This is a genomic window from Bacillus cereus group sp. N11 (assembly GCF_016483605.1).
GTDB lineage: Bacteria > Bacillota > Bacilli > Bacillales > Bacillaceae_G > Bacillus_A > Bacillus_A toyonensis.
In genome coordinates, this window is sequence record NZ_JAEHBN010000002.1 from 326,981 (window position 1) to 352,832 (window position 25,852).

Consider the following 25,852-nt stretch of genomic DNA (forward strand, 5'->3'; position numbering starts at 1 on the left):
TTGTTTTATTATATCGTAGATGATGATGAAGTTTTCCGTTCTATGCTTTCGCAAATTATTGAAGATGGAGATCTTGGGGAAGTAATTGGAGAGTCGGAAGACGGAGCTTTTATTGAAGCGGACCAACTGAATTTTAAAAAAGTAGATATTTTGTTTATTGATTTATTAATGCCAATGCGAGACGGAATTGAAACAGTTCGTCATATTGCGTCCGCTTTTACTGGGAAGATCATTATGATTTCTCAAGTTGAATCGAAGCAACTTATAGGTGAGGCGTATACACTTGGAGTAGAATATTATATTACAAAGCCACTGAATAAAATTGAAGTTGTATCTGTTGTACGAAAAGTAATGGAGCGTATTCGTTTGGAGCGTTCTATACATGATATTCAAAAATCATTGAATAACGTTTTTAAGTGGGAACAGCCGCAAGTTCGAAATGAGCCAATACAAGAAGGGAAGAAAATAGCGGATTCAGGGCGCTATTTATTATCAGAACTCGGTATTGCGGGAGAGAACGGAAGCAAAGACTTGCTTAGTATGTTGGAATATTTATATGGGCAGGAAAAGGCACAAACATTTGAATTTGGATTTCCTGCGTTAAAAGATATTTTCCATCATATTACAATAAGAAAATTAGGGGATGTAGCTTTAGATACGGATATTGATAAAGAGAAGAAAGCATCTGAGCAAAGGGTAAGAAGGGCGATTTATCAATCGTTAAATCACTTAGCTTCCCTCGGGTTAACAGACTTTTCGAATCCAAAATTTGAAAGCTATGCTCCGAAATTTTTTGATTTTACTATAGTTAGAAAACGGATGACAGAAATGACGAAAGATGAAGTAGCGGCTTCTGGTCATATACGTATTAACACGAAGAAGTTTATTCAAGTGTTGTATTTTGAGGCAAAACGGTTGATGGAGGTAGAATGAAAAGAGATAAGTGTTTCAGATTGTAGACAAAGTCTTGTTCAAATGACATTGAGTTTCTTGGTGCTCAACACGCTTTTGACTCTCTTTTTTCATTAGAGTTGGAATAGAAGCAAAAAATAAATATAATATGGTTAATGCACCAACGGGGAGGAGGACAGGGCATGAATAAAGAAGAAAAGATCATAGTGGGTTTCAGGGACTTATATAATAAGATTGTTTGGCTTAATAAGGATAAGATGGAAGACAGTCTTAAGGGGTATAATTCTTCTGAAGTACATTGTATCGAATACATTGAAAAAAATGTAGATTCTAACGTGACAAAACTTGCGGAGTCCTTTTATATGACTCGCGGTGCCATAAGTAGAATAACAAAAAAACTTATAAAAAAAGGCCTTATCGAAAGTTATCAGAAGTCGGATAATAAGAAAGAAATCTATTTTAGGCTTACTGAACAAGGGAAAGTAATTTATAAAATACATGAGGATCTGCACAAAGAGTTTGAAGAACGGGATAAAGTTGTGTTTGATCAAGTAACCGAGGAAGAATTTGATAGTATACTTAGCTTTGTGGAAAAGTATAGTAGACATTTAGATACAGAAATAAAGAAACAAGGTGTACATATTAAGTCGTAATCTATTTAAAAAATAAAAATGAAACGAAAGGCAGTCCAAGGATGGATTGCTTTTTTATTGTTGTAATTTTGTTGACAGGGAAACAAAATGGAGTTATTGTTTTGTTGATAAGGAAACAAAAATAACTGTTGGGGTGAGAATGTAAATGTCCAAATTCAGATCACATAATGAACATAATACGGAAAGAGTCATAGATAAACACGCCTTACTATTCGGTCTTATCTCTGTGTTTCTTTGTGGAATAGGATTCAGCATTATAATACCTGTCGTTCCATTTTTAGTGCAGCCGTATACAAGTAATTCGGCAGAACAAGCGGTCGTCGTTACGCTATTAACTTCTGTTTATGCAGTCTGCGTATTTTTTGCGGCTCCCGCACTTGGAGCTTTGAGTGATAAATATGGTCGTCGTCCATTACTTTTAGTATGCCTTTTCGGTTCCGCAATCGGGTACTTAGTTTTTGGCATAGGAGGAGCTCTATGGATACTATTTGCTGGACGCATAATAGAAGGTATAACAGGAGGGAGCATAAGCACTATCTTCGCATATTTTGCAGATATTATTCCTCCAGAACAAAGAACGAAATACTTCGGATGGATAAGTGCGGTTGTAGGAGTAGGCACTGTTATTGGACCAACTATAGGTGGATATCTTGCCAAGTTTGGTTATTCTGTACCTATGTATTTTGGAGCAATCATAACTTTATTAAATGTTGTTTATGGAATCTTATATATGCCTGAGAGCCTTGACAAAAATAATAGATTGAAAGAGATTACCTTTGTAAGATTGAATCCATTTACACAACTTGCAAATATACTTTCCATGAAAAATTTAAAATGGCTACTTGTCTCAGCATTCTTACTTTGGATACCAAATGGATCTTTACAGGCAATTTTTTCACAATTTACAATGGATACTTTTAGTTGGAAGCCTGCGTTAATCGGACTTATGTTTTCAATTATGGGATTCCAAGATATCATTTCACAAAGTTTTATAATGCCAAAACTTTTGACAAAACTTACTGATAAACAGATAGCAATTCTCGGAATGGTTTCGGAGATTATAGGTTATAGTCTTATTGCAGCATCAGCTTTGTTCTCATTTTATCCGTTTCTTATCGCTGGAATGTTTATATTTGGTTTTGGTGATTCCATCTTTGGACCTTCATTCAATGGGATGCTCTCGAAGTCTGTCGATTCTAGTGAACAAGGAAGGATTCAAGGAGGTAGTCAATCTATTCAAGCTTTAGCAAGAATGATTGGGCCGATTATTGGAGGTCAAATTTATGTTTCACTTGGGCATGCCGCACCTGCTTGTATGGGGATCATCCTTATACTAGCCGCAATAACAGTCTTATATAAGGGCACGCATGAAAATATGTAAATTATCTACTTTATCCTCTTATTATAGACAGTAAGCCCCCTGCATCAAAATATGCACATCCATCTCTACGGTGTGTGTGTGAAAAACCTTTATCACTCTTCTTCATAAAATCATATCTTTTAAATTGTTGATGCGATGGCCGGTAAAACTTTTACATGAAAAATGTAGAAAATATTTAAATACTATGCTGGAATCTTTCAGAATCGCCTGTATAATAGGCGGTTTTAAGAGTTTAGGGACAAGTACTGAAACTCTATTTGCTTACAGTCTGAGGCGTTTATAAATAAGTATCTTTTTTGTTAAACCAACATTTTATATTTTCTCGTGAAGCATGTAAAATGTTAAGTAAGAGAAAATTGTTTTACAGTAAGGAAGTGTCAAAGCAATGAGTTTTACATTAAATAAATCGATTATTAAAGAAGTGTGCGGAGAGACCTCATATAAAAGAGGCGAAGCTTATTATAAATCAAATAAAGTAATAATAAATCATTATGATGAAAATAAAGAAATTTGCGAGGCAACAGTAAAAGGAAACGAAGATTTTCATGTTACAGTCGAAAAAATTAAAAAGGGTGATGTTGTTGCGAAATGTAGTTGTCCTTCATTAGCGTCTTTTCAAACGTACTGTCAACATGTTGCAGCAGTATTGATACAAATAAATTATAATCAGCAAACGGGTGGAATGCGCCCAGCTAGTAGTGAACACATGAGCGGAAATGATCAATTAACAAGTGGGATGTTTCAGTTGTTTGCAGACAAGCCACTGAGACCGAAAAGTAAACAACATCGTTTTGATACACGTGAAATACTTCATGTTGAATTTATTTGTACACCAGTAGTTACGAAACAAGGTGGAGCGCTTCTAGGAATGCAGCTGAAACTTGCCAAAACGTATTTCGTAAATCAGATTAGAGAATTTCTTTTTAAGGTGGAGAGAAGAGAACTTTTTAATTGTTCCAATGAGTTTACATATACACCAGATGTACATAGCTTTAAACAAGATACAGATGCGATTATTCAGCAACTTATTAAAATTCATCATAATGAAAAAATGTATGAGGATACGCTAGAAGTACATGCAAAACAAGATGATAGCATGATTTTAATACCGCCAGCGTCTTGGGGGGATATGCTTTCTTTACTTTCTAAAGTTGAGTGTGTGAGACTGAAGCAAAATGGACAATCTTTTCATGGTTTACAAATTTCAAAAGGACTCCTTCCATTACATTTTGAGTTTAATAAAGGGAGTAACAGTGGGTTTACGCTTTATATTGATGGCTTACAACGAGTTGAGGTAATGGATACGTATAGTTATGCTCTATTTGGAGGGAAACTGTATCAGTTGAACGCTGAGGATTGCAAGCGGCTTATCGAATTACAAAAAATGATGAATCGCTCTAGTAGTAACCAATTATACATTCCGGCAGATAAGATGGAATATTTTGTAGCGAAAGTTGTACCAGGTTTAATGAAGCTAGGAACTGTACGAATAGATGAGGTAGTATCAGATCGTGTTGAAACACCCGTATTAAAAGCGAAATTATATTTAGATAGAGTGAAAAATCGCTTGTTAGCAGGTCTTGAATTTCACTATGGAAACGTCATAATTAATCCGTTAGAAGAGGATGGACAGACGTCTGTTTTTAATCGTGATGAGAAAAAGGAAAAAGAGATTTTAGATATTATGAGTGAAAGTGCCTTTGCGAAAACGGAAGGCGGTTACTTTATGCATAATGAAGAAGCTGAGTACAATTTTTTATATCACGTCGTTCCAACATTAAAAGGTTTACTTGATATTTATGCGACGACAGCAATCAAATTACGAATTCATAAAGGAGATACAGCTCCTCTTATTAGAGTTAGACGAAAAGAGAGGATAGACTGGTTGTCATTTCGTTTTGATATAAAAGGAATACCGGAGGCGGAAATTAAAGGAGTATTAGTAGCTCTTGAAGAGAAACGGAAATATTACCGATTAGCGAACGGTTCTTTATTATCACTGGAGAGTAAAGAGTTTAATGAAATTAATCAATTTGTAAAAGAAACGGGTATTCGGAAAGAATTTTTACATGGGGAAGAAGTGAATGTTCCGCTTATCCGGAGTGTAAAATGGATGAACGGACTTCACGAAGGTAATGTTTTAAGTTTGGATGATTCTGTTCAAGAGCTAGTAGAAAATATTCAAAACCCGAAAAAATTGAAATTTGCTGTGCCAAATACTTTACATGCAGAAATGCGAGAGTATCAAGTGTATGGATTCGAGTGGATGAAAACACTCGCCTATTACCGTTTTGGAGGCATTTTAGCAGACGATATGGGACTCGGGAAAACACTGCAAAGCATTGCTTTTATAGACTCTGTTTTGCCTGAAATTCGAGAGAAAAACATGCCTATATTAGTAGTCTCTCCGTCGTCCCTCGTTTATAATTGGCTGAGTGAATTGAAAAAATTCGCCCCGCATATTAGAGCAGTTATTGCAGATGGAAATCAAATAGAGCGCCGAAAAATTTTAAAAGATATAGCAGAATTTGATGTCATAATTACGTCATATCCATTGCTGAGAAGAGATATAAGGTTGTATGAAAGGCCGTTTCATACACTATTTCTTGATGAAGCACAAGCGTTTAAAAACCCTACAACGCAAACTGCAAAAGCGGTGAAAACGATTCAAGCGGAGTATCGTTTCGGATTAACAGGAACACCTGTAGAAAATTCGTTAGAAGAGCTATGGTCTATCTTCCATGTCGTCTTCCCAGAATTATTACCAGGAAGAAAAGAGTTCGGTGATTTAAGGCGTGAGGATATAGCGAAGCGAGTGAAACCATTCGTATTAAGACGATTAAAAGAGGACGTATTAAATGAGTTGCCAGATAAAATAGAGCATTTACAGTCATCGGAGTTATTACCAGACCAAAAGAGATTGTATGCAGCTTATTTAGCGAAATTAAGGGAAGAAACGTTAAAACATTTAGACAAAGATACGTTACGTAAAAATAAAATTAGAATTTTAGCTGGTTTAACGAGATTACGACAAATTTGTAATCATCCTGCTTTATTCGTTGATGATTACAAAGGCAGTTCAGCTAAATTTGAACAACTGTTAGAGATTTTAGAAGAATGTAGAAGTACTGGGAAGAGAATTTTGATCTTTTCTCAATTTACGAAGATGCTTTCCATTATTGGTCGTGAGTTAAATCGTCAAGCGATTCCATACTTTTATTTAGACGGGAGTACACCAGCGCAGGAACGTGTAGAGCTATGCAATCGGTTTAACGAAGGTGAAGGCGATTTGTTTCTTATTTCTTTAAAAGCTGGTGGTACGGGTCTTAACTTAACTGGTGCAGATACAGTGATATTATATGATTTATGGTGGAATCCAGCTGTTGAACAACAAGCAGCAGATAGAGCATATAGAATGGGACAAAAAAATACGGTGCAAGTTATTAAGTTAGTAGCCCACGGAACAATTGAAGAGAAAATGCATGAACTACAAGAAACGAAGAAAAATTTAATTGCTGAAGTAATTGAGCCAGGAGAAGGGAAATTATCCTCCATAACTGAGGAAGAAATTCGAGAAATTCTTATGATTTAAAATAAAAAAAGCTATGCTTTCAAATTTATGAGAGCATAGTTTTTTTGTTTTAATAATTATATTTTGTTTTGAACAAAGTAAAGAAATCAAATGGTATTTAAATTATTTCTTTGTGCCTTTACTTTTGTATGGCTTTGCTGCTTTCTTTTTCTTTGCACTTGATTGCCAACGGTTCCATCCTTTACTTCCTGTACCTTGTCCTACACCTTTTTTCGGTTTCGCTTTCGTTTTGCTCATATGATCACTCCGTTATATAAAAATCTTGTTTGATAATAGTCAATGAATTAGAAAATACTCTTGATAAATGACTATGTTTGCTTTAAGTAAAAACAAACTGCTTGAATGCTATAGTATATCATGAAATTGCAAGTAAACTGAAAGGAATTACAAAGAAAATGAAAATAATAAGAAATACTGCGGATTCTATATTTCGAACGATTACACTAATTGTTGTGTATACGTTAGTTTCGGTTAGTGAAACATTTTTTGGATTGACGAGGCAGAAGAAGTAAAGATGTTAAATTAACAACAATCAATAAAGCCGTAAAATATAGAATTGAAAAATATTTTAAAACTTTTTGTTGACTTTCTTTATTTTTTGTATAGAATAATCATTAATAAAATGTTTCAGAGATGTGACAACAAAACGACTATGAAAGGACGAGTAGTAGTAGGACGTAGTCTAAGCGAGTCAGGGGTGGTGTGAGCCTGATACGAAGCCTATTATGAAGAACCTCCTGGAGTTGCTAACCGAAACCCTTTATAGGAAAGTAGACTTAGCCGGGCACTTCGCCGTTACAAGAAGAACAGTATCGAGATCTTCATCTCCGTACTGTATAAGTGAGCAACCTCTGTTGCTAATTTGGGTGGTACCGCGGAACCAAAGCCTTTCGTCCCAGTTTTTTGGGGAAGAAGGGCTTTTTTTGTTGGCTTCTTTTCACAACATCCAAACATTTTAGGGGGAAACCACCATGTATCAATCATTAATGACAGTAAGAGAGACTCAAATCGCAATTAAGGAAGTTAAAACATTTTTCGAAGACCAATTAGCAAAACGTCTTGAACTATTCCGCGTATCTGCACCATTATTCGTAACAAAAAAATCAGGATTAAACGATCATCTAAACGGTGTAGAACGTCCAATTGAATTTGATATGTTACATTCAGGAGAAGAATTAGAAATTGTTCATTCACTAGCAAAGTGGAAACGATTTGCACTACATGAATATGGATATGAAGCTGGTGAAGGTTTATATACAAACATGAACGCGATTCGTCGTGATGAAGAACTTGATGCAACACATTCCATTTACGTCGACCAATGGGATTGGGAAAAAATCGTTCAAAAAGAATGGCGCACTGTAGATTACTTACAAGAAACAGTACGAACAATTTATGGAATATTCAAAGATTTGGAAGATCACTTATTTGAAAAATATCCGTTCCTTGGAAAGTATTTACCAGAAGAAGTTGTTTTCATTACTTCCCAAGAGCTAGAAGATAAATATCCAGAATTAACGCCGAAAGACCGTGAACATGCAATTGCAAAAGAACACGGTGCAGTCTTCATTATCGGAATTGGTGATGCACTTCGTTCAGGTGAAAAGCATGACGGACGCGCAGCCGATTATGATGATTGGAAATTAAACGGTGACATTTTATTCTGGCACCCAGTATTACAAGCTTCATTCGAATTATCATCAATGGGAATTCGTGTTGATAGTAAATCACTTGATGAACAGTTAACAAAAACGGGTGATGATTTCAAACGTGAGTATGATTTCCATAAAGGTATTTTAGAAGATGTACTACCATTAACAATTGGTGGTGGTATTGGACAATCAAGAATGTGCATGTACTTTTTACGCAAAGCACATATCGGTGAAGTTCAATCTTCTGTATGGCCTGACGATTTACGTGAAGCTTGTAAGAAAGAAAACATTCATCTGTTTTAATTAATATAAGTGAGAGGGAGAGTAGCTTGAAAATAGAGTTACTCTCCCTTTTTTTATTGTGTAAACTAGTGGTTTACAGTGCGTATTACTAATAGTTTCTTTCTTTTTTATCTCCTTTTATGTAATAATTTGTTAAAGGAGGGGGCGTTATGAGTATAGGAGAACAGCTAAAAAAACTACGAGAATCAAAGGAGTTTTCGCAAGAGGATGTTGCTAAAAAAATTGGTGTGACGAGGCAAGCGGTTTATAAGTGGGAAAATGATAAAAGTTACCCTGACATTGATAATTTAATTTTACTGAGCGAAATGTACAACGTTACGCTAGATGAGTTAATAAAAGGGAATCAAAGCTTTAAAGAGAAAATACATATTGATGAAGAAGAGGCGGATTTTGAGAAAGAGAATGAGTTTGGTTTTTATATTGGATGTGGTTTGCTCATTATGAGTGCGTTCATTGAGTATGAAAAAATACAGGTGGTTGTATTAGGAATTGCACTATTCATGATGGTCTTTTACTCGGATGTGAAGAAAATTATTTTCAATGAATATAGATCATTTTTTCAAGGGAAAGAGAGAAACGATATGTGTGATAAGAAGTAAGAAGAGTCAACTATATTTCCTAGGAAAGAGTTTAAAGAATAATTTTATTTTTTTATAATGATTTTTGGATATCGATAATATATTAAAAAGCTGTTTGCGTAGAGTCTTGAAATCTATGCAAACAGCTTTTTATTTATATAGGAAAGAAATAGATTAATATGTTTTTGTAAGTTGCAATAAAAATATTAAATTAGCTCATTTGCACTAAAGGCTCAATTTTCGCCATAAATGATTGATGAAGTGCTTCCACACCTGTTACTAAATGAAGGCGGTCAATAACGACAGACACTTTAATTTCAGATGTACTTACCATTTTAATATGAATATCTTCTTCTTTTAAAGTAGTGAACATATTCGCAGCAACACCTGGATTAGATACCATACCAGATCCTACAATTGATACTTTTGCTAAATGATTTTCATGTTCTACAGACTCATAGTGAAGATCTTCTTGATTCTGTTCCAATACTTCTAGTGTTTCTTGTAAGTCATTAGAATGGATAGAGAAGGAAAGATGAACACTTCCTTCATTTGTAATACTTTGAATAATAATATCTACATTAATATGTGCGTTAGCTAACGTAGAGAAAATTGTTGAAAGTGAACCTTGCTCTAATCCTTTAATTGTTACACGAGTAATATTATCTTCAAAAGCAATACCTTTAACGATTGATTGTTGTTCCATGTTACATTCTCCTTTTACAATTGTTCCGTTTTCTTGTTCCATACTTGAGCGAACTTCTAAAACGACATGATGATTTTTGGCAAATTCAACAGCACGTGGATGTAATACGCCGGCGCCGAGGTTTGCCAGTTCTAACATTTCATCATAAGAAATTTCATCTAATTTGTAAGCTGTCTTTACAACTCGTGGATCCGTCGTGTATACGCCTGTTACATCCGTATAAATATCACATTTTTTCGCTTTTAGTGCCGCTGCTAATGCAACAGCTGTCGTATCAGAGCCACCACGTCCAAGCGTTGTAATTTCATTTTTTTCACTGATTCCTTGGAAACCAGCTACGATAACAATCGTGCCTTCAGTAAGATAAGACTGAATACGCTCAACGTTAATGTCAGTAATCCGTGCACTACTGTGTACAGATTCTGTCGTAATACCAGCTTGCCATCCTGTTAATGAAATTGCGTTATAACCTTTTGCTTGTAGTACCATTGTTAATAATGAAATAGTTACTTGTTCTCCTGTAGATAGAAGCATATCCATTTCACGTTTGCTTGGATTTTCCGCAATAGCGTTAGCAAGTGCTACAAGTTCATCTGTGCTTTTCCCCATTGCTGAAACGACAGAGACGATACTATGTCCTCGTTCATATTCTTCAATAATTAAATTTGCCACATGTTGAATGCGCTCAACACTTCCGACAGAAGTACCACCAAATTTTTGTACAATCGTTTCCATTACGAATTCCTTCTTTCGTCCATTTTTAAGAATAGATTAGGACATATATAAATCCCAATATTCCTGTAGTTACCAGAGAGAAAAACAAAAAACACCATCTCAAATAAGTGAGGATGGTGCTGTTACAGGAAAAGGGAAACAGAAAACGGAGCTAATAAAAAAACCGCCAAAAAAGGAATACCATGAAAATGATATCTCTTTTTTGTAGATAGCTCTTCATACGTACATGTCTGTACATATGACAGTTCTGTTTCTATTCGAAAACAGCCCCAATTGATAAATGCAGAGAAATTTATCAATTTCGGCAACACTTCCTTTCATCCAATTTCATAGACATCTCTGTGTCTCCATTAGAATACTCATAAGTATTGCAACCTCTATCTCACGTTTTAGGCGAGAGTGTTTGATTTATGAAGTTGTTGGTAACATTTGTTTTATAATAATTTAAATTATTCAGGGAATCAAGTGTTTTATATATATTTTCAAAATTCTTTCTTTTTAGAGATAAAGTTTGTGAAAAATGTAGCAAAATACATATATTACATGTACATTAAAAATATAGAGTATAGGAGGTCGGAGTATGAAAAGAAAAAGGCCTATTTATGTTGCAACAGAAATGAAAACGACAATAGAGAAATTATGGGAATATACGCAAGAACCAGACCTACATACAGAGTGGGATGCTCGTTTTACTGAAATTTCGTATTTAGAGAAAAAAGAGGGAGAACCACAGAAGTTTTTATATAAAACAAAGATAGGATTTGGGCTTGAAATAGGCGGAGAAGGGGAATCGATAGGTGAAATAAGAAAAGAAACTGGTGAACGGATTTCTTCTTTGAAATTTTGGACAGACAATACATTATCACTTATACGAATAGGGCGTGGTTATTGGAAGTATACACCGCATAAAGAGTGTATTCATTTTGAAACGCAATATGATTATGATACGAGATATGGTCGTATAGGAAATGTGATTGATTCATATATGTTTCGTCCATTATTAGGTTGGGCGACTGCTTGGAGTTTTGATGCTCTCAAATTATGGTTGGAAAAAGGTTTGCATCCTAGTTTGCTAATTAGAAGAACGATGACGTATTGGCTCGTTTGTTTTTTATTTGCTTTTGTATGGATATATCAAGGGATAGTGCCAAAACTACTGTTTACTCATTCAGAGGAAGTAAAGATGCTTTCTTTATTAATCGGTTCAAATGAAAGTAGTGTATGTATACTTAAAATAATTGGGGTGTTAGAAATAATTTTCGGTGTCGTATGGCTGTTGCCAATAATAAAACGAAAATTATTTATACTGCATATTATTGTATTACTAGTTTTAACGTTAGCGGCAGGATTTACGAATATCGCAAGCTTTACAGGGCCGTTTAATCCGATTACATTAAATGTTCTTCTAATGGGGTTATCAATTGTCGGTTATATAAATAGTTTCGATTTACCAAGCGCGAAAAATTGCAAGAGGGCGAGAAAGGGACAAGTGTATGGCTAATATGTATGAACGATTATTAGGGGATACCTATAAAAATCTTCATCCTGAATTGCAGAAGCGTTATGCGATTACAGAAGAGAATAGTTTTACAGGGGAAGGAAAGATGGATGAAATTTACGGTGGCTCTTTTTTCGTAAAATTTATATTGAAAATTGCATCGAAGTTTCGAATGTTTTTCTCGGAACGAGGGGAGGAAATTCCATTTACGATACAAAACATAGCTGAGCGAGATGAATATGGACAAGAATTAGTAAGGTGGAACCGTACTTTTTATTTTCATAATAAGAAAAGATATTTTAACGCAGTTATGCAATTGGATGAAAACGAAAATGAAATTGTAGATTATTTTGGCGAACCACATTTACTCGTTTCTACACTGCATTTTCATATCGATGAGTTAGGGGCAATGCATATTTCTTCAAAGGAACAATGGTTTTATATGTTTGGAAGAAAAATGCCGTTACCAAAATTTTTGTATGGTGAGGCAAAAATTGTTGAAAGTTATGATGAAACACTTAAGTGTTTTCGAATTCATGTACAAGTACGAAACCCGTTAATTGGTTCGCTTTTTTCATACAAGGGAACATTTGTAGAAAGGGAATAAACGATATGAAAAATATAATATTTGGGCTTGCTTGTTATGTTGTTTTTCTAATATGTGAGTGGTCGAATATAAATCCTGTTGAAGCAATTATATTATTATCTGTTTTATTATTTATACCGATGTCTTTTTGTATTATTGATAAAAGAACAAGAAATGGATCGTATTTATTATTTTATAAATTCGTATCGTTTTTATATCCAATCGCAGCAATTTGCGCAATGCTAGCTTTCGTCACAAATCACTATTTATTTGCGCTAGTTTGGTTTGTATATACAGGAATTGTTGCGTTATTTGGTGTAAGTAGATTGCTAGAAAGAGGATGGAAGCCGTTAGAGGAGACCGTCATAGATAGTGCGTTTATTTATTTGTTTTTAGGTGGTTTTTGGTTTTTTGCTTCAGTAGCAAAACTTTCAATTATGCATTTTAGCTCTGACATTGTTTTACTCACAGCTGCACATTTTCATTATTCGGCGTTTTTATTGCCATTATCAGCTGGTTTAATAGGGAGAAAAAGAGAAAAGAGAAGTAAAGTGTATGATGCTATTATGTTTATCATCATGATTTCACCTATGACAGTTGCAATAGGAATTACATATTCGAGGATATTAGAATTTTTTGCAGTTGTGATATATTTATGTGCTATTTATGGATATGGTATTTACGTTTGGAAAGCGAAATTTAATGCTATTCGTGCAAAGGTTCTCTTAATCATTTCGTCTAGTACGCTCATGGTTACAATTATGTTCTCACTCATATATTCATACGGAAATTTAAAACAAGTACTGACGATTACAATTGCTCAAATGGTTTGGATTCACGGTGTGGTAAATGGCATTGGAGTAGCATTACCAGCATTTGTAGGTTGGATGATTGAAAAGAGTGCTCCAAATTATAAGTACTATGGGAAACCAATGAGTAGATTAAGAGGAAGCGTGAGAATTGGTGGGACATTTTTACAGAATGGAAATTTAGTAGATAGTAAGGAATACAACGGTTTAGTTGATAAAATAAATGATTTTCATAGTGAGTCATTTGACGTGACGAAGGTTCCTTTAAGTATGATTCGTTTTTATGAAAATACAGCAGCGTATGAGTTACAATCGAATATTAAATGGGCTCGTTGGTTCCGTCCATTTGCATTTTGTTATACGAAAATGAGTAAACGAGTAGGACAAATACATTTAGGTATGGGCGATAAGTGGGAAACAATGTATGGCTCTATCATAGGTGTAAATGATGAGAAAGATGGAAGAGAGAATGTAAGGGCTTGGCTAAGGGAAAATGAAGCAGGAGAGTCTATTTTTTTGGCTCTGTATTCAAAACATACGCATAAGAACGAGACATATATGAATATCGCATTGCCTTTACCTTATTCGAATATGACAGGTATTTTAAAAGTATGTAATGATAGCAATGATTTAATCATTACTAGTAAGTTGAGAGAAAATAGTAAGGGAGATGAGGGGATTTATCTACATACTGGTTTCTTTACAATCCGTTTACCGTTAACAGAGATTTTTATCATTAAAGAGGGAAAGGGTCACATGCTAACTGCTCACCATAAAATGTGGATATTCGGAGTTAAGTTTTTAGAAATTGATTATGAGATTAAGAAAATAGAGGTGAAGTAAGAAAAGCTTGGAGGGATTCCAAGCTTTTTTACGTATGGGTAATTGTCATAGCGACTTGTTTATCTAAGTCTCGGTCCCAAACACGTTGAATTTCAAACGTGCCTTTTTTAAAAAATAATGGGAATCTTTCTTTAAACCAATCTTGCATAGGAAGATTGAGTGCTGTATCGATTGGCACCCATACTAATTCACCCTCAGGAGGATTAATAAGAAGCTCGCCTTCAAATGAGTCTGTCCAATAGTTGAATACCATATATCGAACATGCTCCTTAGGATTTACATATTCGTCTACCCCTTTAAAAGTTAAATTAGAAACGTGTAGTCCAGTTTCTTCTTTCACTTCTCGTATAGCAGCTTGGACGATACTTTCTGGGAAATCTACTTTTCCGCCAGGAGCTATATAGCCAGGAAAGCCTCGATGATTGGGACGTTTTAAAAGTAAAATTTCATTGTTACGCTGGATCATACACATTGTATAGATCTGGTGCTCGATGTTAGGTGAATTGGAAGGCATGACCATATTTTCTCCCTTGTATTTTTTTGATAATTTTACCATAAATATAGTAGTTTCATATTATAATTTAAAATAGAATATTAATATTTTTCAGATGTTTATTATAGAGTTTATAGTTAATTGAAAAGAGGTGAGGAAAATGCAGGGAGAAATACAAACCCAAAAAGGTTTAGGATATGTCGGAAAATTACTGTTGCCAGTCAAAGTATCACGGCATTTTAAGTTTTTGTGGATTGGACAATTGCTTTCAACTTTAGGGAGTTCTATAACAATGGTTATTTTGCCAGTCGTTGTTTACTCACTAACTGGTTCAACAGTTGTAATGGGGATGACTATGGCAATGTATATGCTACCTAATATTCTTGCTTTACCGTTTGCAGGGTTAGTTGTAGATCGAATTGATCGAGTAAAATTAATGTTATTTACGGATATAATCCGCTGTATAGTAATGCTATTACTTGCATCGCTTATATTTACGGATTTGTTAACGATTAGGCTGTTATATGTCCTCGTTGCCGTATATGGACTTATGGAAGGGATATTTCAGCCAGCATATTCTGCCGTGAGGGCGAAAGTATTCGTACCTGAAATTCGCAATGCAGCTAATGCATTAACGCAAATGAGTAATCAAGGCATACGGTTAATTGGACCAGCACTTGGTGGATTAATCGTTTCAGTTGCATCTGCTGGGATAGGATTTGGATTAGATGCAGCAACGTACTTATTATCATTTTTATGTTTATTATTTTTAAAAGAAATTAAGTTTAAAAAAATAAAATCGATTGAAAAGAGTAAGGTTGATTATAAAAAGGAGTTTATGGAGGGTGTTTTAGTTTTAAAAAGTCATCCGTGGCTTTGGATTACAATCTTAGTTTTTTCTTTCGTAAATATTTGTTATGCCGGCATTATCGTCGTATTAATTCCATGGTTATTTAATATTCATCATCATTTTGAAGCTTACGTTTACGGACTGGGAATGGCATCTTCTGGTGGCGGTGCTGTAATTGCCGCATTAATATTTGGTGGGAAAGAGCGGTGGCACAAGAGAGGGTTACTGGCCTATGGAGGTGTTTTAATTAGCGGCTTCGCTCTATTAGTTATGCCTTTTATTTCTTGGGCGCCTGCTTTAATATTCTTAATGGCAATTGAAGGATTCGGTATGATGATATTTGGACTCATTTGGGAAACGAGTTTACAAGAGCTCGTACCGGAAGAAGCTTTCGGAAGAGTAGCAAGCCTTGATATGTTAGGTTCTTTTGCTTTATTGCCATTAGGATATGTAGTTGTTGGTTGGTTAGCGAATGTAATAGGCGGAGAGGTAACTATATTAATGCTAGCATTATTCGTAATCTTTACAATTGTAATTGCTCTATCTGTCCCAAGTATTCGTAAGTTTGATTAATAATTTGAATGAATAATGAAAGGAGTTATTTTATATGGTTGTAGATTGCCTCAACGAATTTTTAGAATCGGAACTACAAGGCGAATATGTTGTAAAAGAACAGGTATTTGATACGAAGAATTTTACTGTATATATTGTGACTCCTGTTGATAATAAACTAGAGTATGAACGGCTCATATTACTGAAGCATCTTTCTAATGAAGAGCCTTCTGTACATATATGGGAAACATGTATTTGCAAGAAAGCAACGAAAATGGAAATTGCAAAAGAAGTGACAGAAGCGATCCAATCGGGTTTCATAAAAAAAGACTAAGCCATACTTAAAATAAGGCTTAGTCTTCATTAAATACAAATGTTTGTTTCATTTTTTTACCCTCATTTACCGGATGACCATTGTAAGAGAAATTCTTTTCTTCCCAAGTAATAACGACTTTAAAATTATGGCTATTAAAGTCTAATGGAAATACCATGTGGTCAAAGCTTGTATGACTTTTTGAGATGTTTTCATCAGATGTAGTAGGTGTAAAGGTAGCTTTAGATGTAGGCGTGTTATCAAGTATTTCTACAGATACATTTGAAACATCAGTACCGATATTTTTTACGAGTAAACTATACGTATCATATACACCTTGTTTTGACCGGATTACTTGTTCATTTGAGTTATGAGATTTATCAATTTCGATATACCATTGTTTAGACTTTAACACAATTGGTAGCGATTGAAATGTGTAAGCGCTAGCTTGCATTGGTAGTACTACACAAATAAGCACAAAGAGAAAGAATATTTTTCGTTTCATTTTTTGAGAACTCCCATTCTGTAACGGATTTATTTGTTATTATCTTCTCTTTATAAGAGGATATACCATTTAATGTAAGGGTGATTGTTAAGAATTATTACATTTGATTCATATGCTAATACACATCAAACGCAATGAAAAAAAAGGAATGGTGAACATAAGGGGAAGCGTATGTTGAGAATATTAATAAGTATGGGGAGCAGTGTTTTTCTGCAACTATTATTTTTGTATATAGTTATTTCTGGACTCTTATTAGACTTTAATCCTTGGTATGCAGTAATTGTGTATATAAGTATTGCGATACTTAGTTTTATTTTAGGTATATATTCAATTGTCAGTTCTGTAAGAGAAAGTTCAAATGTTACGCTGCTTACAATACCAATAGGAGTTGTAACTACATAATTTTCAGTAGTAATCATTGGCTTTACAGTATTTGCTTATTTTTTACTAGAAGGGGGATTCCCCCAATCATTCGATTGTAAAATGTGAAAATCGCTTCTAACATTCCACTAAACATATCTCCGATTGCAGGCACGGTTATTACAGTTGTTTTAATTGCTATATTCTTTATGAAAGCTGTGAGCAATAGAAAAGGGAATATCGAGGTAGATGTAAAGTTAGAGTGAAAAACTGTGTAGAGATTTTCCTGCACAGTTTTTTTTAATATGAAAAATTTACCAAAAATATGTTAAAATAATATTATCATACAACAAGGGGGATTTGTTTTATGGAAAATGGGCATCTTGCTAAAGTAGATTTAACGAAAAAAATTGAATCAAAATCTAAGTACAATAAGAAACTCGAAAAATATCAAAGGCGCTTATTAGCATTACAGCAAATTTTAAAAGAAGAAAAAATCGCGGTTATGCTCGTTATGGAAGGTTGGGATGCGGCTGGTAAAGGTGGGGCAATTAAGCGGGTGACGGAACATCTTGACCCGCGTGGTTTTCAAGTAACTCCAATTGGAGCGCCTGCACCTCATGAAAAACGTTACCATTATTTGCAACGTTTCTGGCGCAAAATTCCACAGTACGGGCAAATTACTATTTTTGATCGCTCATGGTATGGTCGTGTGTTAGTTGAGCGTGTGGAAGGATTTGCTACAAAGGAAGAGTGGATGAGAGCATATGATGAGATTAATGATTTTGAAAAACTATTAACAGATGACCATTACATAATAGGGAAGTTCTTCTATCATATTAGCAAAGATGAACAGTTAAAAAGGTTTAAAGATAGAGAGAATAATCCTTTGAAGAGATGGAAAATTACAGACGAAGATTGGCGTAATCGTGAAAAATGGGACGAGTATGTTGAAGTAATGGAAGAAATGTTTGAAAAAACAAATAAGCCAAATGCGAAATGGCAAATTATCGCGAGTAATGATAAATTATATGCACGTTTGAAAACATTGAAAGTGATTATTTCATTAATTGAGGATTATTTCTTAGAGCATGGTATAGAATTACCTTCTTATTATTATGAAATGAAAGAAGGTAAGGCAGAGGGCTTTGAAAATAATCAAGATGTAGTTGTAAAATAGTCGAAAGTTTGAATGTGAAATATAGGAAGATCTACCCTGTGATTTTGGGAGCCCCTCGGTAATGAGCGAAACATAAACCGTGGGGTTCTTTACATTAATAAATAAACTGTAGCATTTTAAATTTTGGAATTTTGTTGTTCTATAGTACATTAACAAGAGGTATTAGTTTTATAGAGAGGGTGAGGAAATGATAGAGACAGCAGATGCTTCAATACGTAATCGTATGTACACAGAAGAAGAGCAACAAAAATTATATAAACGAACATTAATAATCGTAAGTATTTCACAAATGTTCGGTGGAGCGGGATTAGCTGCTGGAATTACAGTAGGTGCACTTCTTGCGCAGCAAATGCTTGGGACAGATGCATATGCAGGATTACCGGCTGCTATGTTTACAATGGGGTCTGCGGTAGCGGCTTTCTTTGTTGGGAAGTTATCGCAAAAATATGGTCGCCGAATAGGACTTGCAACAGGGTTTATAGTAGGGGGGCTAGGGGCTATTGGAGTTGTATTGGCTGCTTTAACAAATAGTATTATTTTATTACTAGTCTCTTTACTCATATATGGTGCAGGTACAGCGACGAATCTACAAGCTCGTTATGCTGGTACCGATTTAGCAGATAAGAGACAACGAGCAACTGCTATTAGTATTACGATGGTTATGACGACTTTCGGTGCAGTTGCAGGACCGAACTTAGTAGGCGTAATGGGAGATTTTGCCCATTCAATCGGAATTCCTAACCTTGCAGGTCCGTTTATATTATCAGCAGCGGCATTTATACTGGCGGGTCTTATCCTTTTTATTATGCTTCGTCCAGATCCATTAATTATTGCTAACATAATAGAAACATATAAACGAGAACATACATATAAAGGGCAACCAGTAACAGAAGAAGTGAAAGAAAACAAACGAGGTATTACAGTTGGAGCAATCGTTATGATACTTACTCAAATAGTGATGGTTGCGATTATGACGATGACGCCAGTTCATATGGGGCATCATGGTCATGGTTTAAGTGCAGTAGGGCTTGTAATTGGTTTTCATGTAGGTGCAATGTATCTTCCGTCTCTCGTTACAGGAATGTTAATTGATAAAATCGGACGAACTACGATGAGTATAGCTGGTGGAATAATTTTATTAGCGGCGGGTGTCATAGCTGCGATGGCGCCGAGTGATTCTTTACTATTATTAATTGTTGCTCTGTCTTTACTTGGGTTAGGTTGGAACCTCGGTTTAATAAGTGGCACAGCTCAAATTGTTGATGCAACTATACCTTCTACACGTGCAAAAACACAAGGCAAAATAGATGTATTTGTTGCGTTAGCTGGGGCTTCTGGTGGAGCGATGTCAGGTATGATAGTAGCGAATTCCAGTTATGCCGCATTATCATTAGCGGGAGGAGTGCTAGCATTATTGCTTATTCCTATTATGATATGGTCTCGAAAAGGGGCGAGAAATTAAATGAGAAAGAGGTTCTAGTTACTAATTAGAACCTCTTTTTCAATACTTAACTTAAATCCCACTCCACAATAAGCCCTAAATGCGTAAGTCCACCGCCAAATCCGTATAGCAAAAGTGTATCTCCGTTATTTAATCTTCCTTTTTTTCTAGCTAAATCTAAAGCGAGTGGAATAGAGACGGAAGATGTATTCCCCATATCTTCCACACTCGTTAATGTTTTTTGAATAGATATTTTTGATTTTTCGCAAATAGATTCAATCATTCTTAAGTTAGCACTATGTGGTATGAACCAGTCTATATCATCTATTTGCAAATTTGCAGTATGTAATAGTTCTTTTATGCCGTATGGTACTGTTCGTACAGCCCATTTATATACTTCTCTTCCGTTTTGAACGATTTTTTCATTTGTTTGTAGTGGTGTGCCATTCATAGTAGTAGATAAGTTTGTTCTGTATAGATGAATACCACCGTTACCGTTTGTTCCCATGTGAGCAGCAATAAAGCTTGGTTTGTTTTCATCTCTTTCTAATAAAATAGCTCCAGCGCCATCACCGAACAAAATACAGGTCGTTCTATCGGTGTAATCAGTAACTTTAGATAATGTCTCTGTCGCTATGACGAGTACTTTTTGATGTGATCCAGAAGTGATTAAGCTATTACCGACATGCAGTCCGTATGTGAAACCAGCGCAAGTCGCATTTAAATCAAAAGCTAGTGTATGAGGTATGTTGAAGTATTGTTGTATTTGGCAAGCGACACTAGGAAAAACATAGTCAGCAGTAGTTGTAGCAACGATGATACAGTCAATATCTTCTAAGTTTTTCTTATATGTTGTACACAAATTTTCGACTGCTTTAATGGCTAAGTATGAGGAGTATTCGTCTTCGTTAGCAATTCTTCTTTCTTTCATGCCTGTTCTTTGCACAATCCATTCATCATTCGTATGGACCATTTTTTCTAAATCGTTATTAGACAATATTTGATTTGGAACATAAGTACCAATTGCGGTAATACGAGATTTAGAATTCATAGGGACATCTCCTAACTTATTTTTATAACCTTATACTAATACCAGGTTATAAAAAATGTCAATAAAGACTTTTATTGTATGGAAACGATACTGTTTAATTTACTCTGGAGGAATTTGACGAGTAGCGTAAAAATAATATACGAGAAGCTTTTGAAATTGATAATGAAGGGAGTGGGGCTCCTTGAAAAGAATTTTGCGCATGTTGCCTGTTGTCATTATTTGTAGCTTTATTCTTATTATTTTTCCAGAGAAATCTCATGCTTGTGATTGTATTAATGTAACAGCAGAAGATGCATTTCAAAAAAATGATGTAGTGTTTGAGGGGAAAGTAATTGAGATTGGAAGGAAAGAAGGGATTGGGATTGAAGTATTATTTGAAGTGAAGAAAATATGGAAAGGGACAACTTCTTCGCAAATTATCGTATATACAAATGGTGGTGATTGTGTGTTTCACTTTGTAGAGGGAGGAGAGTACTTAGTGTTTTCTTCTCAAAGGGGATCAGAAAAACAATTACACACACATAGTTGTAGTGGAACGAAGAGATTGGATGAGGCAGGGGTGGACAAAGCGGCTTTAAGTCATATTGCAAAAGAGTCTGTTCCGACGAAGAAAGTGAATTTAAAAGGTGGAATGGTGAGTGGTTTCAGTTGGTGGCAAGTTGCTATCATATCCATAGGTCTGCTATTGATCATTGCTGTTGTTAGTTTTTTTGTGAGAAGAACACGCAAAAAATGACGATTAAAGTAAAAATATAAAGATTTTCTTTCTGTTTCTATAGGGGGGGTAACCTTGTGAAAGCGAATTACTTATGCTACACTTTATATAACTTAAAATGAACGGAGGGGCTTCCTTTGATCTTAATCAGATTACGTCTCAATACTTTGTGCCAATAATTGAATAGCGCTCAAAGGCTCTGTCTGTGTACAGAGTGAACGGGATTGGTCTGCCTATTTTAAAGGAACCCTTTATTAAGCTTATATGTGAAAAAGAGGGAGGGACGAATACGCCCTCTTTTTGTTTTGCCTTTAAAATTAGATTGGGATCGTATAGGTGAACACTTGTTGTGGATTCGTATATGATCTTGAGACTTATTGACTATGAGATAGGATGGAAGTATAACTTTCTTCTATTTCTTTGGTGAACCCTTATCCGTTTACGAAAACACAGGCAGCGACCTGTGTTTTTTATTTTACGTAATCGAAATGGAGGAATAAATATATGGAAGAATTATTACAAAGAGCAGTTTTAGTTGGAGTGAATTTAGGAAATGAAGATGATTTTGTATATTCTATGGAAGAGTTAACGAATCTTGCAGAAGCTTGTGATGTAGAGGTAATCGGGCAAGTGACGCAAAATTTACAACGAGTAAACCCATCACATTATATTGGAAAAGGAAAGATTGAAGAAGTAGCAGCCTATGTAAATGAAGTAGATGCGAATATGGTAATCTTTAATGACGAATTATCTCCTTCACAAATTCGAAATTTAGAGGAAGATTTAGACTGTAAAGTTATTGATCGTACCATTTTAATTTTAGATATTTTTGCGCAACGTGCGAAAACGAAAGAAGCGCAGCTGCAAGTAGAAGTAGCGCATCTTCAGTATATGATGCCTCGTTTAATCGGTCTTCGTGAATCATTAGGAAGACAGAGCGGAGGCGTTGGTACGAAAAATAAAGGTGTCGGTGAGAAAAAATTAGAGTTAGACCGTCGTAAAATTGAAGAGCAAATTTCAGTTTTAAATAAAGATTTAGAAGCGCTTGTTGCTCAGCGTCAAACGCAGCGAAAGCAACGTAAGAAAAATGCAGTACCAGTTGTAGCATTAGTAGGCTATACAAACGCAGGAAAATCAACGACGATGAATGCAATGCTGGAAATTTATAATGGCACGGAAGAAAAACAAGTATTTGAAAAAGATATGTTATTCGCGACATTAGAAACATCTGTACGAAATATTGATTTACCAGATAATAAATCATTTTTATTAACGGATACGGTTGGATTTGTAAGTAAATTACCACATCATCTTGTGAAAGCGTTTCGTTCAACGTTAGAAGAAGTAGCAGAAGCAGACTTACTTATTCACGTTGTAGATTACGCAAATCCAAATTATGAACAATTAATTGATATTACAAATGAAACGTTAAAGAAAATTGGAGTAGAAAATATTCCAACGATATATGCATATAACAAATCAGATATGATAGATGTTGAAATTCCAAAAGTACAAGAAGACCGCGTGTATTTATCTGCGAAGAAGCATGTTGGAATTGAAGAGCTTGTAGAAATGATTCGCTCGTATATTTATAAAGAGTATACGAAGTGTGAAATGTTAATTCCGTATGATCAAGGACAGGTAGTTTCTTATTTCAACAATCATGCGCACGTTTTATCTACGAGTTATGAAAACGAAGGTACAAAAATTGAACTAGAATGTAAGACGAGTGATTACGAAAAGTATAAGCGTTTTGCGATTTAATTTGAGAGGCAACCCAGTATGTGATTGGGTTGCCTTTTTCTGTAATGTTTTGCCGCTGAAAGTTACAAGGATGCAAGCCAATGACGGAAGTTAAGTTATATTTCTGGAAAAAGAAATGAAAGCAGTATAGAATAGAAATGTTTCAAAAGTCAGAATTTATTACACCTACTTTAATAAATAAATATTTTGTACAGAAAGGGGAGATTCACATATGCAGGCAGTTTCGCAAAAAAACACAGTAGAAACACCGACAATATATCGAATATTATTTGCGATAAGCTTTGGACATTTTTTAAATGATTCAATGCAAGCAGTTGTGCCGGCGTTGTTTCCTATTTTGGAAAAAACGATGAATTTATCCTATATGCAAGTAGGGTGGATTGCATTTGCGTTAAATATGACGTCATCGATTATGCAACCGGTGTTTGGTATGTATTCAGATAAGAAGCCGTCACCATTTTTATTACCACTCGGCATGTTTTCAAGTATGCTTGGGATGATTGGACTCGCATTTGCGCCGAACTTTATAGTTGTTATTATTTCTGTTTTATTTATTGGCTTAGGTTCTGCAGTCTTTCATCCAGAAGGCGCTCGTGTTGCGTATATGGCGGCAGGTGCAAAACGAGGGTTAGCGCAAGCGATTTATCAAGTTGGGGGAAACACGGGGAATTCCTTAGCTCCCATTTTTACAGCGCTAATTTTCGTTCCGCTTGGTCAAATTGGTTCTTTAGGTTTTACAGCATTTGCAGCAGTAGGAATTATATTATTAATTTTCGTATCGAATTGGTACAAAAATGAATTAGCAACCGGCGCTGTAAGAAGGAAGAAGAGAGCTGCGCTTGAGGCGGAAAATGCAATTGTAAGTACACACATTAAATTCGTTATTATACTTCTTGTTTTTCTTACTTTTGTGCGCTCTTGGTACGGTGCCGGTATCGGGAATTTCTATCAATTTTACTTAATTGAGCATTACGGTTTATCTATAAAAAATGCGCAGTATTTCGTATTCGCATTTATGATTGCTGGTGTGTTAGGAACTTTCTTCGGAGGACCGTTAGCAGATCGATTTGGTAAGAAAAACATCATCGTATTTTCAATGTTAGGTTCAGCGCCACTTGCACTGTTATTACCACATGTCTCACTTGTGTGGGTCGTACCTTTATTTTTATGTATCGGTTTTATTAGTTCAAGTAGTTTTAGTGTAATTGTTGTATACGCGCAAGAGCTTGTACCTGGAAAAGTGGGAATGGTGTCAGGATTAATCGTAGGTCTTGCGTTTGGACTTGGGGCATTAGGTGCTGTAGTTCTTGGGAAATTAGCTGATATATATAGCCTTCAGTTCATTATGATATTATGTAGTTGTTTACCGTTAATTGGACTTACTTCATGGTTATTACCAAGTGATAAGAAAACGATAGAATAGGGGATGCACTATGAAATTATGTGAAAACGTAACAGAATTAATAGGAGATACACCTGTCGTCCGATTATCTAAATTTATTCCGGAAGACGCAGCGGATGTGTATGTGAAACTAGAAATGTTTAACCCATCACGTAGTGTGAAAGACCGTGCTGCTTATAATTTACTTCATGTTGCAGAAGAAAATGGTCTCATTAAACCAGGGGATACAATTATTGAACCGACAAGTGGGAATACAGGAATTGGTTTAGCGATGAACGCAGCTGCTAAAGGGTATAAAGCGATTTTAATTATGCCAGACAATATGTCAAAAGAGCGTATTAATTTATTGAAAGCATACGGGGCAGAAGTAGTTTTAACACCAGCAGAACAAAGAATGCCAGGAGCGATTGCAAAGGCGTTAGAACTGCAAAAACAAATACCGAATAGTTTTATCCCGCAACAATTTGAAAATCCAGCTAATCCGAATATTCACCGTTATACGACTGCACTTGAAATTTACGAACAAATGGATGGAGAGCTTGATGCTTTTGTTGCAACGGCAGGAACAGGCGGAACGATTACAGGGACTGGTGAAACGTTAAAAGAGAAATTACCAAACTTATATATTGCAGTAGTGGAACCGAAAGGATCTCCCGTTTTATCAGGTGGTGTACCAGGTCCTCATAAACTAGTAGGAACAAGCCCAGGATTTATTCCGAAAAACTTAAATACAGAAGTGTATAACGAAATTATTCAAATTGCAGACGAAGAGGCTTTAACGACAATGAGAAACTTAGCTAGACAAGAAGGCTTATTAGTAGGGCCGTCTTCAGGAGCTTCTGTGTACGCAGCAATTATGATAGCGAAGCGCCTAGGCGCTGGTAAAAAAATTTTATGTATTGCACCTGATACTGGTGAACGTTATTTGAGTATGGGGTTATTTGAATAAAAATGATAGAAACCCCTTAATGGTGAAAT

Annotated in this window: 22 protein-coding genes, 1 riboswitch and 1 other annotated feature; of the genes, 17 read left to right on the forward strand and 5 right to left on the reverse strand. The window is 35.3% G+C overall.

Annotated elements, in window-relative coordinates; all coding sequences use genetic code 11:
* From JDS98_RS05525 to JDS98_RS05540, 4 genes are all read left to right on the forward strand, one after another.
* A complete protein-coding gene (locus JDS98_RS05525) occupies positions 1-933 on the forward strand; it encodes a response regulator (RefSeq protein ID WP_097958981.1) in 933 nt (310 codons plus the stop codon).
* A gap of 161 nt (positions 934-1,094) precedes the next feature.
* Positions 1,095-1,565 (forward strand): MarR family transcriptional regulator, encoded by a 471-nt coding sequence (locus JDS98_RS05530; protein WP_001030884.1) that lies wholly within the window; start codon positions 1,095-1,097, stop codon positions 1,563-1,565.
* Between the two features lie 145 nt (positions 1,566-1,710).
* Positions 1,711-2,946 carry an MFS transporter gene (locus tag JDS98_RS05535; protein ID WP_098711708.1) on the forward strand — a complete coding sequence of 412 codons (1,236 nt, stop codon included), beginning with the start codon at positions 1,711-1,713 and terminating at the stop codon, positions 2,944-2,946.
* 385 nt (positions 2,947-3,331) lie between these two features.
* Positions 3,332-6,538 (forward strand): DEAD/DEAH box helicase, encoded by a 3,207-nt coding sequence (locus JDS98_RS05540; RefSeq protein ID WP_199633628.1) that lies wholly within the window; start codon positions 3,332-3,334, stop codon positions 6,536-6,538.
* 102 nt (positions 6,539-6,640) lie between these two features.
* Here the strand turns inward: JDS98_RS05540 and JDS98_RS05545 are convergent, their stop codons facing one another.
* Positions 6,641-6,775 (reverse strand): DUF3934 domain-containing protein, encoded by a 135-nt coding sequence (locus tag JDS98_RS05545; RefSeq protein WP_000047591.1) that lies wholly within the window; start codon positions 6,773-6,775, stop codon positions 6,641-6,643.
* A gap of 406 nt (positions 6,776-7,181) precedes the next feature.
* Positions 7,182-7,439, forward strand: a binding site (T-box leader).
* A 70-nt stretch (positions 7,440-7,509) separates the two neighbouring features.
* Between JDS98_RS05545 and asnA the strand changes: the two genes are divergently transcribed.
* Together asnA and JDS98_RS05555 are read left to right on the forward strand one after the other, a co-directional pair.
* Positions 7,510-8,493, forward strand: coding sequence for an aspartate--ammonia ligase (gene asnA, locus JDS98_RS05550; RefSeq protein ID WP_000284901.1), 984 nt, complete (start codon positions 7,510-7,512; stop codon positions 8,491-8,493).
* A gap of 149 nt (positions 8,494-8,642) precedes the next feature.
* On the forward strand, positions 8,643-9,092 hold the full coding sequence (locus tag JDS98_RS05555; protein WP_000021945.1) for a helix-turn-helix domain-containing protein: 450 nt from the start codon (positions 8,643-8,645) through the stop codon (positions 9,090-9,092).
* Positions 9,093-9,282: 190 nt separating this feature from the next.
* On the opposite strand, the gene JDS98_RS05560 is transcribed toward JDS98_RS05555, so the two are convergent.
* Positions 9,283-10,512: an aspartate kinase gene (locus JDS98_RS05560; RefSeq protein ID WP_098911490.1), complete on the reverse strand. Its 1,230-nt coding sequence runs from the start codon at positions 10,510-10,512 to the stop codon at positions 9,283-9,285.
* A 201-nt stretch (positions 10,513-10,713) separates the two neighbouring features.
* Positions 10,714-10,900: riboswitch (Lysine riboswitch) on the reverse strand.
* A 192-nt stretch (positions 10,901-11,092) separates the two neighbouring features.
* On the opposite strand from JDS98_RS05560, the gene JDS98_RS05565 reads away from it, so the two are divergent.
* Genes JDS98_RS05565 through JDS98_RS05575 form a run of 3 tightly spaced genes read left to right on the forward strand, consistent with a single transcriptional unit; the run spans position 11,093 to position 14,248 of the window.
* Positions 11,093-12,013, forward strand: a complete 921-nt coding sequence (locus tag JDS98_RS05565; protein ID WP_000824131.1) for a DoxX-like family protein — start codon at positions 11,093-11,095, stop codon at positions 12,011-12,013.
* Positions 12,006-12,617: a DUF4166 domain-containing protein gene (locus tag JDS98_RS05570; RefSeq protein ID WP_000002649.1), complete on the forward strand. Its 612-nt coding sequence runs from the start codon at positions 12,006-12,008 to the stop codon at positions 12,615-12,617. The genes JDS98_RS05565 and JDS98_RS05570 overlap by 8 nt, the downstream gene beginning before the upstream one ends.
* A gap of 5 nt (positions 12,618-12,622) precedes the next feature.
* Complete coding sequence (locus tag JDS98_RS05575) at positions 12,623-14,248, forward strand: YndJ family protein (RefSeq protein WP_098711711.1); 1,626 nt, start codon at positions 12,623-12,625, stop codon at positions 14,246-14,248.
* Between the two features lie 28 nt (positions 14,249-14,276).
* Here the strand turns inward: JDS98_RS05575 and JDS98_RS05580 are convergent, their stop codons facing one another.
* Positions 14,277-14,762, reverse strand: a complete 486-nt coding sequence (locus tag JDS98_RS05580) for an 8-oxo-dGTP diphosphatase (RefSeq protein WP_097954141.1) — start codon at positions 14,760-14,762, stop codon at positions 14,277-14,279.
* Positions 14,763-14,901: 139 nt separating this feature from the next.
* Between JDS98_RS05580 and JDS98_RS05585 the strand changes: the two genes are divergently transcribed.
* Together JDS98_RS05585 and JDS98_RS05590 are read left to right on the forward strand one after the other, a co-directional pair.
* Positions 14,902-16,164, forward strand: coding sequence for an MFS transporter (locus tag JDS98_RS05585; protein ID WP_097958988.1), 1,263 nt, complete (start codon positions 14,902-14,904; stop codon positions 16,162-16,164).
* Between the two features lie 34 nt (positions 16,165-16,198).
* Entirely contained in the window at positions 16,199-16,477 is a 279-nt protein-coding gene (locus JDS98_RS05590; protein WP_000259572.1) for a hypothetical protein, read from the forward strand.
* Between the two features lie 19 nt (positions 16,478-16,496).
* Here JDS98_RS05590 and JDS98_RS05595 read toward each other — a convergent pair whose 3' ends face one another.
* Positions 16,497-16,961, reverse strand: coding sequence for a hypothetical protein (locus JDS98_RS05595; protein ID WP_000823157.1), 465 nt, complete (start codon positions 16,959-16,961; stop codon positions 16,497-16,499).
* A gap of 727 nt (positions 16,962-17,688) precedes the next feature.
* On the opposite strand from JDS98_RS05595, the gene JDS98_RS05600 reads away from it, so the two are divergent.
* Positions 17,689-18,501, forward strand: coding sequence for a polyphosphate kinase 2 family protein (locus JDS98_RS05600; protein WP_087969970.1), 813 nt, complete (start codon positions 17,689-17,691; stop codon positions 18,499-18,501).
* A gap of 187 nt (positions 18,502-18,688) precedes the next feature.
* Positions 18,689-19,963: an MFS transporter gene (locus tag JDS98_RS05605; protein ID WP_098911494.1), complete on the forward strand. Its 1,275-nt coding sequence runs from the start codon at positions 18,689-18,691 to the stop codon at positions 19,961-19,963.
* A 46-nt stretch (positions 19,964-20,009) separates the two neighbouring features.
* Here JDS98_RS05605 and JDS98_RS05610 read toward each other — a convergent pair whose 3' ends face one another.
* Positions 20,010-20,993, reverse strand: a complete 984-nt coding sequence (locus tag JDS98_RS05610) for a ketoacyl-ACP synthase III (RefSeq protein ID WP_199633629.1) — start codon at positions 20,991-20,993, stop codon at positions 20,010-20,012.
* A 181-nt stretch (positions 20,994-21,174) separates the two neighbouring features.
* Between JDS98_RS05610 and JDS98_RS05615 the strand changes: the two genes are divergently transcribed.
* From JDS98_RS05615 to cysK, 4 genes are all read left to right on the forward strand, one after another.
* Positions 21,175-21,729, forward strand: a complete 555-nt coding sequence (locus tag JDS98_RS05615) for a hypothetical protein (protein WP_000821918.1) — start codon at positions 21,175-21,177, stop codon at positions 21,727-21,729.
* Between the two features lie 483 nt (positions 21,730-22,212).
* Positions 22,213-23,472 carry a GTPase HflX gene (gene hflX / locus JDS98_RS05620; protein WP_097854264.1) on the forward strand — a complete coding sequence of 420 codons (1,260 nt, stop codon included), beginning with the start codon at positions 22,213-22,215 and terminating at the stop codon, positions 23,470-23,472.
* A gap of 211 nt (positions 23,473-23,683) precedes the next feature.
* Positions 23,684-24,895 (forward strand): MFS transporter, encoded by a 1,212-nt coding sequence (locus tag JDS98_RS05625; RefSeq protein ID WP_001149432.1) that lies wholly within the window; start codon positions 23,684-23,686, stop codon positions 24,893-24,895.
* A gap of 10 nt (positions 24,896-24,905) precedes the next feature.
* Positions 24,906-25,823 (forward strand): cysteine synthase A, encoded by a 918-nt coding sequence (cysK, locus tag JDS98_RS05630; RefSeq protein ID WP_097958994.1) that lies wholly within the window; start codon positions 24,906-24,908, stop codon positions 25,821-25,823.
* Positions 25,824-25,852: the final 29 nt, after the last annotated feature.

What these genes read in the sequence shown, in the direction of transcription:
- JDS98_RS05530 (WP_001030884.1), top strand. Translation starts at nt 1,095, where the DNA reads ATGAATAAAGAAGAAAAGATCATAGTGGGTTTCAGGGACTTATATAAT.
- JDS98_RS05535 (WP_098711708.1), top strand. Translation starts at nt 1,711, where the DNA reads ATGTCCAAATTCAGATCACATAATGAACATAATACGGAAAGAGTCATA.
- JDS98_RS05540 (WP_199633628.1), top strand. Translation starts at nt 3,332, where the DNA reads ATGAGTTTTACATTAAATAAATCGATTATTAAAGAAGTGTGCGGAGAG.
- JDS98_RS05545 (WP_000047591.1), bottom strand. Translation starts at nt 6,775, where the DNA reads ATGAGCAAAACGAAAGCGAAACCGAAAAAAGGTGTAGGACAAGGTACA.
- asnA (WP_000284901.1), top strand. Translation starts at nt 7,510, where the DNA reads ATGTATCAATCATTAATGACAGTAAGAGAGACTCAAATCGCAATTAAG.
- JDS98_RS05555 (WP_000021945.1), top strand. Translation starts at nt 8,643, where the DNA reads ATGAGTATAGGAGAACAGCTAAAAAAACTACGAGAATCAAAGGAGTTT.
- JDS98_RS05560 (WP_098911490.1), bottom strand. Translation starts at nt 10,512, where the DNA reads ATGGAAACGATTGTACAAAAATTTGGTGGTACTTCTGTCGGAAGTGTT.
- JDS98_RS05565 (WP_000824131.1), top strand. Translation starts at nt 11,093, where the DNA reads ATGAAAAGAAAAAGGCCTATTTATGTTGCAACAGAAATGAAAACGACA.
- JDS98_RS05570 (WP_000002649.1), top strand. Translation starts at nt 12,006, where the DNA reads ATGGCTAATATGTATGAACGATTATTAGGGGATACCTATAAAAATCTT.
- JDS98_RS05575 (WP_098711711.1), top strand. Translation starts at nt 12,623, where the DNA reads ATGAAAAATATAATATTTGGGCTTGCTTGTTATGTTGTTTTTCTAATA.
- JDS98_RS05580 (WP_097954141.1), bottom strand. Translation starts at nt 14,762, where the DNA reads ATGCCTTCCAATTCACCTAACATCGAGCACCAGATCTATACAATGTGT.
- JDS98_RS05585 (WP_097958988.1), top strand. Translation starts at nt 14,902, where the DNA reads ATGCAGGGAGAAATACAAACCCAAAAAGGTTTAGGATATGTCGGAAAA.
- JDS98_RS05590 (WP_000259572.1), top strand. Translation starts at nt 16,199, where the DNA reads ATGGTTGTAGATTGCCTCAACGAATTTTTAGAATCGGAACTACAAGGC.
- JDS98_RS05595 (WP_000823157.1), bottom strand. Translation starts at nt 16,961, where the DNA reads ATGAAACGAAAAATATTCTTTCTCTTTGTGCTTATTTGTGTAGTACTA.
- JDS98_RS05600 (WP_087969970.1), top strand. Translation starts at nt 17,689, where the DNA reads ATGGAAAATGGGCATCTTGCTAAAGTAGATTTAACGAAAAAAATTGAA.
- JDS98_RS05605 (WP_098911494.1), top strand. Translation starts at nt 18,689, where the DNA reads ATGATAGAGACAGCAGATGCTTCAATACGTAATCGTATGTACACAGAA.
- JDS98_RS05610 (WP_199633629.1), bottom strand. Translation starts at nt 20,993, where the DNA reads ATGAATTCTAAATCTCGTATTACCGCAATTGGTACTTATGTTCCAAAT.
- hflX (WP_097854264.1), top strand. Translation starts at nt 22,213, where the DNA reads ATGGAAGAATTATTACAAAGAGCAGTTTTAGTTGGAGTGAATTTAGGA.
- JDS98_RS05625 (WP_001149432.1), top strand. Translation starts at nt 23,684, where the DNA reads ATGCAGGCAGTTTCGCAAAAAAACACAGTAGAAACACCGACAATATAT.
- cysK (WP_097958994.1), top strand. Translation starts at nt 24,906, where the DNA reads ATGAAATTATGTGAAAACGTAACAGAATTAATAGGAGATACACCTGTC.